This is a genomic window from Kosakonia sp. SMBL-WEM22 (assembly GCF_014490785.1).
Taxonomy (GTDB): domain Bacteria; phylum Pseudomonadota; class Gammaproteobacteria; order Enterobacterales; family Enterobacteriaceae; genus Kosakonia.
Window position 1 is genome coordinate 4,969,888 of the sequence record NZ_CP051488.1, and the last position, 12,797, is coordinate 4,982,684.

At 53.5% G+C, this 12,797-nt stretch carries 13 protein-coding genes and 1 rRNA gene; 6 read left to right on the plus strand and 8 right to left on the minus strand.

Annotation, left to right across the window (positions count from 1 at the left end; genetic code table 11):
• Nucleotides 1-6 precede the first annotated feature (6 nt).
• Both glnG and HF650_RS23975 read left to right on the plus strand, forming a co-directional pair.
• Nucleotides 7-1,416, plus strand: coding sequence for a nitrogen regulation protein NR(I) (gene glnG, locus HF650_RS23970; RefSeq protein WP_023479374.1), 1,410 nt, complete (start codon nucleotides 7-9; stop codon nucleotides 1,414-1,416).
• A gap of 96 nt (nucleotides 1,417-1,512) precedes the next feature.
• On the plus strand, nucleotides 1,513-1,623 hold the full coding sequence (locus tag HF650_RS23975) for a YshB family small membrane protein (RefSeq protein ID WP_094192975.1): 111 nt from the start codon (nucleotides 1,513-1,515) through the stop codon (nucleotides 1,621-1,623).
• A 33-nt stretch (nucleotides 1,624-1,656) separates the two neighbouring features.
• Here HF650_RS23975 and hemN read toward each other — a convergent pair whose 3' ends face one another.
• Both hemN and yihI read right to left on the minus strand, forming a co-directional pair.
• Complete coding sequence (gene hemN, locus HF650_RS23980) at nucleotides 1,657-3,030, minus strand: oxygen-independent coproporphyrinogen III oxidase (RefSeq protein ID WP_187800640.1); 1,374 nt, start codon at nucleotides 3,028-3,030, stop codon at nucleotides 1,657-1,659.
• 186 nt (nucleotides 3,031-3,216) lie between these two features.
• Nucleotides 3,217-3,720 carry a Der GTPase-activating protein YihI gene (gene yihI / locus HF650_RS23985; protein WP_023479295.1) on the minus strand — a complete coding sequence of 168 codons (504 nt, stop codon included), beginning with the start codon at nucleotides 3,718-3,720 and terminating at the stop codon, nucleotides 3,217-3,219.
• A gap of 571 nt (nucleotides 3,721-4,291) precedes the next feature.
• Between yihI and yihA the strand changes: the two genes are divergently transcribed.
• Complete coding sequence (gene yihA, locus HF650_RS23990) at nucleotides 4,292-4,921, plus strand: ribosome biogenesis GTP-binding protein YihA/YsxC (RefSeq protein WP_187802805.1); 630 nt, start codon at nucleotides 4,292-4,294, stop codon at nucleotides 4,919-4,921.
• A 302-nt stretch (nucleotides 4,922-5,223) separates the two neighbouring features.
• Here yihA and polA read toward each other — a convergent pair whose 3' ends face one another.
• Both polA and HF650_RS24000 read right to left on the minus strand, forming a co-directional pair.
• Nucleotides 5,224-8,010: a DNA polymerase I gene (polA, locus tag HF650_RS23995; RefSeq protein WP_187800641.1), complete on the minus strand. Its 2,787-nt coding sequence runs from the start codon at nucleotides 8,008-8,010 to the stop codon at nucleotides 5,224-5,226.
• 262 nt (nucleotides 8,011-8,272) lie between these two features.
• Nucleotides 8,273-8,518: a hypothetical protein gene (locus tag HF650_RS24000; protein WP_187802812.1), complete on the minus strand. Its 246-nt coding sequence runs from the start codon at nucleotides 8,516-8,518 to the stop codon at nucleotides 8,273-8,275.
• Here HF650_RS24000 and HF650_RS24005 point away from each other — a divergent pair.
• On the plus strand, nucleotides 8,433-9,341 hold the full coding sequence (locus tag HF650_RS24005) for an acyltransferase (RefSeq protein ID WP_187800642.1): 909 nt from the start codon (nucleotides 8,433-8,435) through the stop codon (nucleotides 9,339-9,341). The two genes, HF650_RS24000 and HF650_RS24005, sit on opposite strands and share 86 nt — an antisense overlap.
• Nucleotides 9,342-9,353: 12 nt before the next feature.
• Here the strand turns inward: HF650_RS24005 and dsbA are convergent, their stop codons facing one another.
• From dsbA to HF650_RS24020, 3 genes are all read right to left on the minus strand, one after another.
• Nucleotides 9,354-9,977: a thiol:disulfide interchange protein DsbA gene (dsbA, locus tag HF650_RS24010; protein WP_187800643.1), complete on the minus strand. Its 624-nt coding sequence runs from the start codon at nucleotides 9,975-9,977 to the stop codon at nucleotides 9,354-9,356.
• 16 nt (nucleotides 9,978-9,993) lie between these two features.
• Nucleotides 9,994-10,980 carry a serine/threonine protein kinase gene (locus HF650_RS24015; RefSeq protein ID WP_187800644.1) on the minus strand — a complete coding sequence of 329 codons (987 nt, stop codon included), beginning with the start codon at nucleotides 10,978-10,980 and terminating at the stop codon, nucleotides 9,994-9,996.
• Nucleotides 10,981-11,055: 75 nt separating this feature from the next.
• Nucleotides 11,056-11,325 (minus strand): YihD family protein, encoded by a 270-nt coding sequence (locus tag HF650_RS24020; RefSeq protein ID WP_187800645.1) that lies wholly within the window; start codon nucleotides 11,323-11,325, stop codon nucleotides 11,056-11,058.
• A 66-nt stretch (nucleotides 11,326-11,391) separates the two neighbouring features.
• Between HF650_RS24020 and mobA the strand changes: the two genes are divergently transcribed.
• Together mobA and mobB are read left to right on the plus strand one after the other, a co-directional pair.
• On the plus strand, nucleotides 11,392-11,979 hold the full coding sequence (gene mobA, locus HF650_RS24025; RefSeq protein WP_187800646.1) for a molybdenum cofactor guanylyltransferase MobA: 588 nt from the start codon (nucleotides 11,392-11,394) through the stop codon (nucleotides 11,977-11,979).
• Complete coding sequence (mobB, locus tag HF650_RS24030) at nucleotides 11,976-12,491, plus strand: molybdopterin-guanine dinucleotide biosynthesis protein MobB (protein WP_187800647.1); 516 nt, start codon at nucleotides 11,976-11,978, stop codon at nucleotides 12,489-12,491. The genes mobA and mobB overlap by 4 nt, the downstream gene beginning before the upstream one ends.
• A gap of 85 nt (nucleotides 12,492-12,576) precedes the next feature.
• Here mobB and rrf read toward each other — a convergent pair.
• A 5S ribosomal RNA gene (gene rrf / locus HF650_RS24035) occupies nucleotides 12,577-12,692 on the minus strand.
• Nucleotides 12,693-12,797: the final 105 nt, after the last annotated feature.

Sequence of the window (12,797 nt, forward strand, 5' to 3'; positions counted from 1 at the left end):
GTGTTTATGCAACGAGGGATAGTCTGGATCGTGGATGACGATAGCTCCATTCGTTGGGTGCTTGAACGCGCGCTCACCGGGGCAGGCTTGAGTTGTACAACGTTTGAAAGTGCCAATGAAGTGCTTGATGCGCTGACCACCAAAACGCCGGATGTTCTGCTTTCGGATATTCGTATGCCCGGTATGGACGGGCTGGCACTGTTAAAACAGATTAAGCAGCGCCATCCGATGCTTCCGGTCATCATTATGACTGCGCACTCGGATCTGGATGCAGCGGTAAGCGCTTATCAGCAGGGGGCATTCGACTACCTGCCTAAACCGTTCGATATTGATGAAGCGGTGGCGCTGGTTGAACGCGCTATCAGCCACTACCAGGAGCAGCAGCAGCCGCGTAATGTGCAGGCCCTCGGCCCGACCACCGATATCATCGGTGAAGCGCCAGCGATGCAGGATGTGTTTCGCATTATTGGTCGTCTCTCGCGCTCATCGATCAGCGTATTGATTAACGGCGAGTCCGGCACCGGGAAAGAGCTGGTTGCCCATGCCCTGCATCGCCACAGCCCGCGCGTCAAAGCGCCGTTTATCGCCCTCAATATGGCGGCAATCCCGAAAGATTTGATTGAATCGGAGCTATTTGGTCACGAGAAAGGGGCTTTTACCGGCGCGAACACCATTCGTCAGGGGCGTTTTGAGCAGGCCGATGGCGGCACGCTCTTCTTAGATGAGATTGGCGATATGCCGCTCGATGTGCAGACCCGTTTGCTGCGTGTGCTCGCCGATGGACAGTTTTACCGCGTGGGCGGCTATGCGCCGGTGAAAGTTGATGTGCGTATTATTGCGGCGACGCACCAGAACCTGGAGCTGCGCGTGCAGGAGGGGAAATTCAGGGAGGATCTGTTCCACCGCCTGAATGTTATCCGTGTGCATCTGCCGCCGCTGCGCGAACGCCGGGAAGATATTCCGCGTCTGGCGCGCCACTTTTTACAGGACGCTGCCCGCGAACTGGGTGTGGAAGCGAAGCTGCTGCATCCGGAAACCGAGGCGGCATTGACCCGTCTGGCATGGCCGGGCAACGTGCGCCAGCTGGAGAACACCTGCCGCTGGTTAACGGTGATGGCGGCAGGCCAGGAAGTGCTGATTCAGGATCTGCCCAGTGAGCTGTTTGAAGCTACAGTGCCGGATAGCCCGTCGCAGAGTTTGCCGGACAGCTGGGCGACGCTGCTCGCGCAGTGGGCCGACCGCGCGCTGCGTTCCGGTCATCAAAATCTGCTCTCTGAAGCGCAACCGGAGATGGAGCGCACCCTACTGACCACCGCGCTGCGCCACACTCAAGGGCATAAACAGGAAGCAGCTCGCCTGCTCGGCTGGGGGCGTAACACCCTTACACGTAAGTTAAAAGAGCTGGGAATGGAGTAAACGTAAAGCGCGATCCGCCCGCGAAAAGTGCTGCTATTTTGTGCTTTACTGTTCGTCGCAGTGCAGTATGATCTTGCGCGTTCAGGGGGGGTTATCATGCTGGAATCGTTCATTCATCTGGTTACGGCTGGCGCCTCTGCCAGCCATACGCCACAAACGGCTGTCGCAGCGCTGCTTTGCGCAACGCTGGTTGGGCTGTTTAGCTAGCGGTTTAACAGGCCTGGTGCTTTTGCAGGCCTGTTAAATCACCCGCGAGAACTGCTGCAGCCGCGCTTTCTGGCGCAGATAGACATCGAAGCACATGCAGATGTTGCGAATCAACAGACGCCCTTTCGCCGTTACCTGAAGCCCCTGTTCATCCCTCTCCACCAGCCCATCTTTAATCAGTGGCGCGAGTAGCTGCAGATCTTCAGCAAAGTAGTCGTGGAAATCGAGATCCCATGCGCGCTCAATATCGCTGAATGCCAGGCGGAAATTACAAATAAGCCCTTTGATCACATCCCGGCGAATGCAGTCATCGCGCGTTAATGCAATGCCGCGCCACAGCGCATCTCCCTGCTCATCAACCTGCTGATAGTAGTGTTTGAGCTCTTTCTGGTTTTGCGCGTAGCTGTCGCCAATCATGCTGATGGCGGAAACGCCGAGGCCCAGCAGGTCGCTGTCGCCCTGGGTGGTGTACCCCTGGAAGTTGCGGTGCAGCACGCCGTTGCGCTGGGCAATCGCCAGCTCGTCATCCGGGCGGGCAAAGTGATCCATGCCGATAAACTGATACCCGGATGCGGTCAGCGATGAGATGGTCTGCTGCAGGATATCGAGCTTCTGCTGCGCCGAAGGCAGATCGGCATCTTTAATTTTACGTTGGGCAGCAAAGAGCGTCGGCAGATGCGCATAGTTGAAGACACTTAGGCGGTCCGGGCTGAGCTCGGAGACGCGTTGCAGCGTATAGGCGAAACTCTCCGGCGTCTGTTTAGGCAGGCCGTAAATCAGGTCGATATTGGTCGAAGTAAAGCCGATGTCGCGCGCGTGGTTAAGCAGAGCAAAGATAAACGATTCATCCTGTTCACGGTTAACCAGCCGCTGTACCTCTTTATTAAAATCTTGCACGCCCATGCTGAGGCGGTTAAACCCTTCCCCGCGCAGATGGTCGATCACATCCAGCTCGATTTCGCGCGGATCGACCTCAATGGAGATCTCCGCATCGCTATCAAAGGCGAAGTTGCCGCGCAGCAGCGCCATCAGGCGGCTAATTTGCGCCTTGTTGAGATAGGTTGGTGTACCGCCGCCCCAGTGCAGCTGGCTGACGTGGCGGCCTTTAAACAGCGGCGCGCGGTGTAAAATCTCTTGCTCCAGCGCATCAAGATACTGATCGGCTTTATGCTGCTGGCGGGTAACGATTTTATTGCAGCCGCAGAAGTAGCAGAGCTTATGGCAAAACGGGATATGAACGTAGAGCGAAAGCGGACGTTCAGGATAACGCGCCACGGCGCGGTGAAAATCCGCTTCGCCGAAGGCGTCAGAAAACTCAAGCGCGGTGGGATAGGACGTATAACGCGGCCCGGAATAGTTATATTTCTGGATCAGGGCCAGATCCCAGTCGATGACGTGCTCAGACATTGCTTACTCCTTCCGATGACGCCGCTGGCGATACCGGCGGCCTGGGCCGATCCCGTTTCGGGTAATCAGCCGGTTGCGCAGCCACTGTTTGCGCCGCGACAACCGCTGTAGTTTAACGAATAACCACACCAGATAACATATAACCGGAAGGGTTATAAGCAGGACGGGAAGCCCCATAAGAAAGGATTAGTTGCCGCCCTTAAGCAGACGCATCATATCTTCCTTACGCTCCTCTTCCTCTTCTTCTTCGTCATCATCGTAAGAGAGGCCCAGCTTCTGCATCAGCTCATCAATACGATCCAGTTTGGCATCAACCCATTTCTGCTCGTCGGCGCTCAGGGTTTCGCCCTCTTCAAGGCGTTCAAGTAGCGCATCCAGGCGCTCATCCGTTTCCAGCATCTCTAATTCAGCCTGCGGTGAAAGCATAGGTTTCTCACTCTTCGGTTTGTGCTGCTTAGTGACTGGCGTGTCGGTAACACCCAGCGGAATCGGTGTTTTACTGCCAATACGCGGATCTTTTTGCGCTTTGCCCTTGCCGGAGCCTGAAGCGTTATCGCCACCGTTCGCGCGGCTGCCTGAAGCGTTGCCGCGATGCCGTTTCTCACGCTTACGTTCGCGGCCTTCCTGGTTCAACTCTTCACGGGTTTTACGGCGCACTTTGCCGCGCGGTTGGGTAGACGGTTTTTTCATCATAGGGGTCTTAGGTGGTTTTTCATCAGTATAGAATTGCGGCGGAATCTAGCAGAAAGCAAGCAAAGAAAAAAGGCGGCAGTGTAAACTGTCGCCTTTTTTCTTGACCCTGCCCCATAAAGGGCTCTACGTTCCCTGTTTGCTGTCAACGTGCCCTGTTTTTCCATTAGCATCAACACTCCGTGTTGCGGTCCCTCTCCTTGTAAACGTCTCCTGACGTGTTCCTCTGGTCTTCGCCTCCTGGCGCTCCCGCCCCCTCGTTCCGTGAGTTATCCTTTCCTGTAAAGCGTCCTGCTACAGGGCGTTACTTTACCTGTCTCAAAGAAAGAGACAAGTATGAATACCCTTACAAACAGTAAATTAAGAGAATTCCATAAAAATAAGCTATTGATTTTTCTAATTTTGACTATTATTCAACCTGCAATTACTCCGAAAGTTCGCAACCAATAAAGGGCTGATATCCTACAAAGCGCGCGGCAATCACGCACAAACAGCAATGATGCGAGAAAAACAGCCTTTTACGTGGGTTCAGGTATAATCCCCGCATGCTTTAACGATGGAGACGACCGTTTTGACTAACCTGAATTACCAACAGACGCACTTTGTCACCAGTGCGCCTGATATTCGCCACTTACCCGCCGATACCGGCATCGAAGTGGCATTCGCTGGCCGCTCCAACGCCGGAAAATCGAGCGCACTCAACACGCTAACCAATCAAAAAAGCCTGGCACGCACCTCTAAAACGCCGGGTCGTACGCAGTTAATCAACCTGTTCCAGGTCGCAGAGGGTAAACGTCTTGTCGATCTGCCCGGCTACGGTTATGCCGAAGTGCCGGAAGAGATGAAGATCAAATGGCAGCGCGCGCTGGGTGAATATCTCGAGAAGCGTCAGTGCCTGAAAGGACTGGTGGTGCTGATGGATATCCGCCATCCGTTAAAAGATCTCGATCAGCAGATGATCCACTGGGCAGTGGCAAGCGAGATCCCGGTGCTGGTGTTGTTGACCAAAGCGGACAAGCTCGCCAGTGGCGCGCGTAAAGCGCAGGTTACGATGGTGCGGGAAGCGGCGATCGCCTTTAACGGAGATGTGCAGGTAGAAGCGTTTTCGTCGCTGAAAAAACAGGGCGTGGATAAACTGCGCGAGAAGCTGGATAGCTGGTTCTCATCTATTGCGCCAGCAACAGAAGAGGCGGGCGAATAACCCTTCTGGCGCGGCGTCCGCTGCGCTTTATTGCTTTCTTTCGCGCAATAAAAAACGCCCCAGTCATTACTGACTGGGGCGGCTAAATATTCAGCCAAATCCGATTACGTGAAGTAAAAGGTCTGAAAGATAGAACATCTTACCTCTGTACCCTACGCGAATAACTCTACTCCCTTTTTGGATCTGGAAAAAGGACTTTTTGTAATTTCTTTTCAATTTTTACATACGGAATTCTAATGATTGTCACAAAAACGCCGCGTTATGTTGCTTAGTTACAGAAAAGTCCCTTTCCTGCCACAAGCTTAGTGCGCTTGATCCCAGTTTGGTCCGCTTCCCACTTCCACCAGCAGCGGCACATCGAGTTGGGTACTGCTCTCCATCAGTTCATGGATCTTCTTCGTGACCGCCTCGATATCCTCTTTGTGCACTTCGAACACCAGTTCATCGTGTACCTGCATGATCATTCGCACGCGCGGCTTCTCTTGCTGTAACCACGCATCGACGGCGATCATCGCGCGTTTGATGATATCTGCCGCGGTGCCCTGCATCGGGGCGTTGATCGCCGCGCGCTCGGCACCCGCACGGCGGGCAGCGTTGCTCGATTTGATGTCCGGCAGATAGAGACGGCGGCCATCAAGTGTTTCAACGTACCCGCTCTCTTTCGCCTGTGCCCGGGTGCGCTCCATATACTCCAGCACGCCAGGGTAGCGCTCGAAGTAGAGATCCATATACTTCTGCGACTCTTTGCGCGGAATATTGAGCTGGCGCGACAGACCAAAGGCGCTCATGCCGTAGATCAAACCGAAGTTGATCGCTTTCGCGCTGCGGCGCTGCTCATTGCTTACGCTCTCCAGCGGCAGACCAAAGACCTCCGCCGCCGTTGCGCGGTGAATATCCTGACCTTCAGCAAACGCTTTCAACAAGCCCTTATCCCGCGAGAGGTGCGCCATGATGCGCAGCTCGATCTGCGAATAGTCCGCAGAGACGATGACGTAATCCTTCGGCGCGATAAAGGCCTGACGAATACGACGTCCCTCTTCATTACGCACAGGAATGTTTTGCAGGTTGGGATCGGTAGAGGACAAGCGCCCGGTCGCGGTCACCGCCTGGTGATAAGAGGTATGTACTCTTCCGGTTTTCGGATTGATCATCAGCGGCAGCTTATCGGTATAGGTCGATTTAAGCTTCGCCAGGCCGCGATATTGCAGGATCACCTTCGGCAGCGGGTAATCGAGCGCCAGCTCCTCCAGCACCTCTTCTGAAGTCGACGGCGCGCCGCCCGGCGTTTTCTTCAGCGGTTTAATGCCCTGCTTTTCAAATAGAATGGTTTGCAGCTGCTTGGTCGACGAGAGGTTAAATGCTTCGCCCGCGATCTCATGTGCTTTTTGCTCCAGCTCCGCCAGACGCAGGGTTAGCTCTTCAGAGTGCTTGTGCAGCACTGCTGGATCGATATTGACGCCGTTACGTTCGATACGCGAAATGACCGGCACCAGCGGCATTTCAATATTCTGCAAGACATTCAGCGGGCCAGCGTGCTGTTGCAGCTCCGGCCACATCGCCAGATGAAGTTGCAGCGTGACATCGGCATCTTCTGCCGCGTAATGTCCGGCCTCTTCCAGCGCGATCTGGTTGAAGGTCAGCTGATTTTTGCCTTTTCCGGCGATCTCTTCGAAAGTCACGGTTTTGTGCTTCAACCAGCGTTGAGAGAGGCTATCCATATCGTGACGGCCAACAACGCTGTTCAGCACGTAGGACTCAAGCATGGTATCAAAGGCGATGCCGCGCAGCTCGATGCCGTAATTTTCCAGCACGCCGCGATCGTATTTCAGGTTCTGACCCACTTTGAGAAGCTTTTCATCTTCCAGCAGCGGCTTCAGCAGCTCCAGTGCGCGGTCGCGTGGGATCTGCTCCGGTGCATCAAGGTAGTCATGGGCAACCGGCACATAGGCCGCTACGCCCGGTTCGATGGCAAAGGAGATGCCGACCAGATTAGCGCTGATGTTATCCAGGCTGTCCGTTTCCGTATCGAAGGCAAACAGCGCCGCGCTTTTCAGTTTGCCGATCCAGCTCTGCAACGTCTCTTCATCAAGGATAGTGACGTAGTTTTCTGCCGAAAGTGTGGCGGTCGGGATATCGGGCTCCGCTTCCACTACGATCGTTTCCTGCGGCTTGGCGGCTGGCTTGCTGCCTCTCGCCTGTAGCCATTTACCGGCTTCGACATCCGCAGTCCAGCGTTTGAATTCGTAACGCTTAAAGAGCTCCACCAGCTCTTCGGTGGCCGGCTGCTGAACTTCAAGCTGTTCGCTCGTCAGCTCCAGCGGAACGTCGGTTTTGATGGTCGCCAGTTGGTAAGAGAGGTAAGCCACCTCTTTATTCTGCTCCAGCTTCGCCGCCATGGTTTTCGCACCACGGAAGCTCAGTTCGGCAATCTTCTCCGGCGCGGCGTACAGAGAATCCAGGCCGCCCAGCCCTTGTAACAGCGCCTGCGCGGTTTTTTCGCCCACGCCAGGTACGCCCGGGATGTTATCGGAGGAGTCGCCCATCAGCGCGAGGAAGTCGATAATCAGCTCTGGCGGCACGCCATATTTGGTGACGACCTCTTCCGGCCCCAAAATGGTGTTGGACATGGTGTTGATCAGTGTGACATTCGGTGTCACCAGCTGCGCCATATCTTTGTCGCCAGTACTGATCAGCACCGGACGCCCTTTTTTGTCCGCTTCACATGCCAGCGTGCCGATGACGTCATCCGCTTCAACACCCGATACCGCCAGCAGCGGCAGACCCATCGCTTTCACCATCGCATGCAGTGGCTCAATCTGCGCTCGCAGATCGTCCGGCATTGGCGGGCGGTGAGATTTATAATGTTCGAACAGCTCATCACGGAACGTCTTACCCTTCGCATCAAACACCACGGCGACATGCGTCGGCTGATACTGTAGCAACAGGCTGCGCAGCATATTCAACACGCCATACATTGCGCCAGTGGGTTCCCCGACGCTATTAGTCAGAGGCGGAAACGCATGATACGCGCGATAGAGGTAAGAGGAGCCGTCAACAAGAATGAGTGGGTTTTCGGGGATCTGAACCATGATATCCATGCCTGTTTTTAAATTTACGCTAAAGGATGCCACAGACAGGGTGAAAACATGAATTTTTCGCGGTAAATGAGGGAAAAGATTTCGCGATCGGCGGGATCCTTCGCAGAAACATCCTGTGGATAAGTTTGTGCACAGTTTTTAATTGGCTGGATTTTTGTGGCTTTACGAGGATCGTAAAATTATACAAGCTATTTAAAAACAAAAGGTTAAATAGATAAAAAGGATCTCTATTGCTTTTTGGCGATAATCTGCTCTATGTGGATAGAAGAAAAAAGAAGTTGCTTTCTTTGATGTTTTCCAACAAAGGCACAGCATAAGGTTTCCACCTTGCTACCCTCGCTTTTCTGATAAAATCAGTGCCTTGCACACCTTTTAGCGAGCGTTTTGCTGCTAACTTTTTGAAATATTTAATCATGTCGAGACTACCCGCGGTTACGACGCTCTTTTTTAGCGTTCTGTTAACCATTTTGCTTACGATTGTTTGCTCTTTGCCGATCATTTTCGCCGGCCTGCTAAAGCTGCTTATTCCGATCCCACGTTTTTGGCGAGCGATCTCAGCATTCTGTAATTTTATGATGTCTTGCTGGTGCGAAGGCCTCTACTGGCTGCTGCGCCTCAATCCCCAGCTGGAATGGGATATCCAGGGGCTGGAGGGATTGAATAAGAGAAACTGGTATCTGCTTATTTGTAACCATCACAGCTGGGCGGATATCGTGGTGCTGTGCGTGCTGTTTCGCAAACAGATCCCGATGAACAAATATTTCCTGAAACAGCAACTCGCCTGGGTGCCCTTTATTGGCCTGGCATGCTGGGCGCTCGATATGCCTTTCATGCGCCGCTACTCAAGAGGCTATCTCCTGCGCCATCCCGAAAAGCGGGGTAAGGATGTTGAGACAACGCGCCGTTCGTGTGAGAAGTTTCGCCTGCATCCGACAACGATGGTGAATTTTGTCGAAGGATCGCGTTTTACAGAGGAGAAACGGCGCCAGACACGCTCTTCGTTTAAGCATCTGTTGCCGCCAAAAGCAGCGGGTATCGCGATGGCACTAAATGTTCTGGGTAAACAGTTCGACAAGTTATTGGATGTGACGCTGTGCTACCCGGAAAACGATCGCACTCCCTTTTTCGACATGCTCAGCGGCAAATTGACCCGTATCGTTGTGCGCATTGATTTGCTGCCGGTTCATGAAGGGTTGCACGGCGATTATATTAATGACAAGAATTTTAAGCGCAGCTTTCAGCAGTGGCTGAATGGGTTGTGGCTCGCGAAAGATGAACGCATTAGCGCCATCAAAGCCACCTGTAAAAACGCCGGTCACTGACCGGCGTTATCTTTACTTCTTCTCAACCAGGAACTTCACCGTATCAGCGTAGCTTTTCACAAACGCATCAAGGCTGCTGCCGTCCATACCGCGTTGATCGATCTGGTATTTACCATTGACGAACATCGCCGGTACACCCTGCAACTGCAGATCGGCCGCGGCTTTCTCTTGCTGAGCAACCAGAGATTTCACTACGAAACTGTTCCAGGCGGCGTCATACTCTTCGCCCTTAACGCCAGCTTTGATGAATACGTTACGAATGTCAGCAACGGTTTGAACAGTCTGCGTTTTTTGTACCGCTTCGAACATCGGAGAGCTGATTTTATCTTCCACGCCCAGCGCCATCGCTACGGCCCAAGCCTGCGTCATCTCTTTGCCCAGCGGCCCGAGGAACTCGACGTGGTATTTGGTCATTTTTGTCCCTTCAGGCAGCTTCTTCTTCACTGCTTCAGAGACGTGCCACACCTGCTCAAAGTCGTAGCAGTGCGGGCAGTAGAATGAGAAGAATTCCAGCACCTGCGGTTCGCCGGCGACCGGTTTATCCAGCGTGTTGTACTGCTTACCTTCGGTAATGTCTGCTGCCGAAGCGCTAAATGCCAGAATCATTCCTGCCAGCGCCAGCCAAATCTTCTTCATGGTCAACTCTCTCCGTTTAATACATGGGGGTTAATGCTAAAGGGGGTTCTTGCAGAACCTTCACCTGTTCAAGAAAAATATGCGTCTGATTGCGCCAATGATCTTCGCTGTTCAACCAGGGGAAATTTTTAGGAAACGCAGGATCGTCCCAGCGGCGGATAAGCCACGCCAGATAGTAGACCAGACGCATGGCGCGCAGCGGTTCAATCAGGGCAAGCTCCGCGGTATCAAACTCACAAAACTCTTCGTAGGCTTCAACGATCATCTCCAGCTGCATGCGCTGCTCGGCTTTGTCACCGTGCAGCAACATCCATAAATCTTGCACCGCCGGGCCATTACGCGCATCGTCTAAATCGACAAACATTGGGCCATCGCGCCAGAGAATATTCCCGGCATGGCAATCTCCATGCAGACGCAGCACATTGGCGCGATTATGCCACTGCGCCATAACAGCATCGATAAGCTTATCAACTGCGCTCAGAAACGCCTCTTTTAAGCTTGCGGGGATCAGCGCTGTAGTCTCAAAAAGCTGGCGCGGCTCGATCAAGTATTCGTTAACGCCCATGTCAGGACGATGGGTAAAGCGCTGTTGACGGCCGGTTTGGTGCAAGCGCCCGAGGTAGCGGCCAACCCACTCCATTTGATCAAGATTATCCGCTTCGAACTGGCGGCCGCCAACGCTCGGGAAAACGGCGAAGAGAAAATCCTCATGGGTGAGCAATGTTTGATGGTTAAACGCGAGTGGTGCGGCGACCGGCACATCATTCTCTTGCAAGTCGAGCGCAAATTGATGCTCTTCACGTATCTGTTCCGCTGACCAGCGCTGCGGACGGTAGAACTTCACGACATAGCGGCGGCGATCTTCGTCCTGAAATTGATAAACACGGTTTTCGTAGCTATTAAGCGGAGTGAGGCCGGAATCGACCCGGATCCCCTGCGCGAAGAGCGCATCCATGATGGTATCCGGGTGAAGCGTCTGGAAAGTAAAAGCGTTACAGGTCATCCTGGGATCCGAAAATACGACGAATGATTCAGGATATCATTTTGGGCCGTTTTCGGTGGCTCCTCTTACAAGGTTTTACTCTTTAATCACGCCGCGGGCGCGCAGTAACGCGGTTTTGAAATCCTCTTCGTAATCTTTTTGAATGCCCGGGATCGCTGCGTCCTTTGCCGAGTCGCGCATTTTCAGGTGATAGATCAGGATGTCATCACTTAAATCTGCCAGTCCGCCCTCGTAACCTGACTCTTGCGCCAGTTTCTGCAAAAATTGCATTAAATTGAGTTCGGGTTCTTTCTGCCACGCTGGCTGAAGAAGTTCGATAACTTCGTTGAGGCGTTTACATTTCATGTATCTGCTCCTTATTTTGTGTTCCGACACGTTATCAAGGTCAAACCCACATTAAAAGAGGCGTTATTGGTGAAGGATAGCAGTGCAGTAATCGGCGTCGTGCTGGCTGGCGGCAAAGCCTCGCGCATGGCAGGTAAAGACAAAGGCTTACTGGTGCTTAACGATAAACCGCTCTGGCAACATGTCGCTGAAAGATTAGCGCCGCAGGTAGAGAGTGTGGTGATCAGCGCCAATCGTAACCTTGATGCCTATCGCCTTAGTGGCCTGCCGGTCATTGAGGATACGCTAGGTGACTTCCCGGGTCCGCTGGCGGGTATGCTCGCTGCGTTACAACAGTGCGAAAGCGAATGGTTTCTCTTTTGCCCCTGTGACACGCCCTATATTCCAGGCGATCTCTTATCGTGTTTAGTGGCAGGCCGCGGGCAGGCTCCGGCAGTGTGGGTGCATGATGGCGAACGCGATCATCCGGTCATCGCTCTGCTTCATCGGGACCTTTTACCGCGACTGGAAGCGTGGCTGGCACAGGGAGAACGCAGGGTGATGAAGTTTATGTATGAAGCAGGCGGGCATGCGGTTGATTTCAGTGATTGCCGCGCGACATTCGCCAATGTGAATACGCCTGAGGATCTCGCACGCTGGCAGGAGAAATCATGATCCCATTACTTGCGGTGGCGGCCTGGAGCGGAACGGGTAAGACCACGCTATTGAAAAAGCTGATTCCTGCTCTTTGCGCGCGAGGAGTTCGTCCAGGCTTAATCAAGCATACCCATCATGATATGGATGTTGATACGCCGGGCAAGGATAGTTATGAGCTACGCAAGGCAGGCGCAGCGCAGACGCTGGTCGCCAGCAGCCAGCGCTGGGCATTAATGACGGAAACGCCTGATGAAACGGAGCTAGATCTTGGCTGGCTGGTTAGTAGGATGGATGAGACAAGGCTGGATCTGGTGTTAGTCGAAGGCTTTAAACATGAACCAGTGCCGAAGATCCTGCTCTGGCGCGAAGATTGCGGACACGACGTTACTGAATTAACGATAGATGAACATGTCATCGCGGTAGCGAGCGACGTTGCTTTAACGCTGAAGATACCGGTGTTGGATCTTAATGATATTGAGGGAGTGGCAGAGTTTGTTCTGCACTGGTTAGCGCAGAAAGAGGCTGTTTGAGTGCTCTACGGCTATTTTATTTGCCGCTCTTTGGCGCAAAAAGCAAAAAACCCCAGCCGTGAGGCTGGGGTTCTTCTTATTTGATGCCTGGCAGTTCCCTACTCTCGCATGGGGAGACCCCACACTACCATCGGCGCTACGGCGTTTCACTTCTGAGTTCGGCATGGGGTCAGGTGGGACCACCGCGCTGTTGCCGCCAGGCAAATTCTTTGTGCTCCGTCCTGTGTCTTTTACGCCGCTTCTGCGTTGGCTGCCTTCGCTCGCAACAGTCACATACTTCAGTATGCTCCTGTTGTCTCGTCTCAG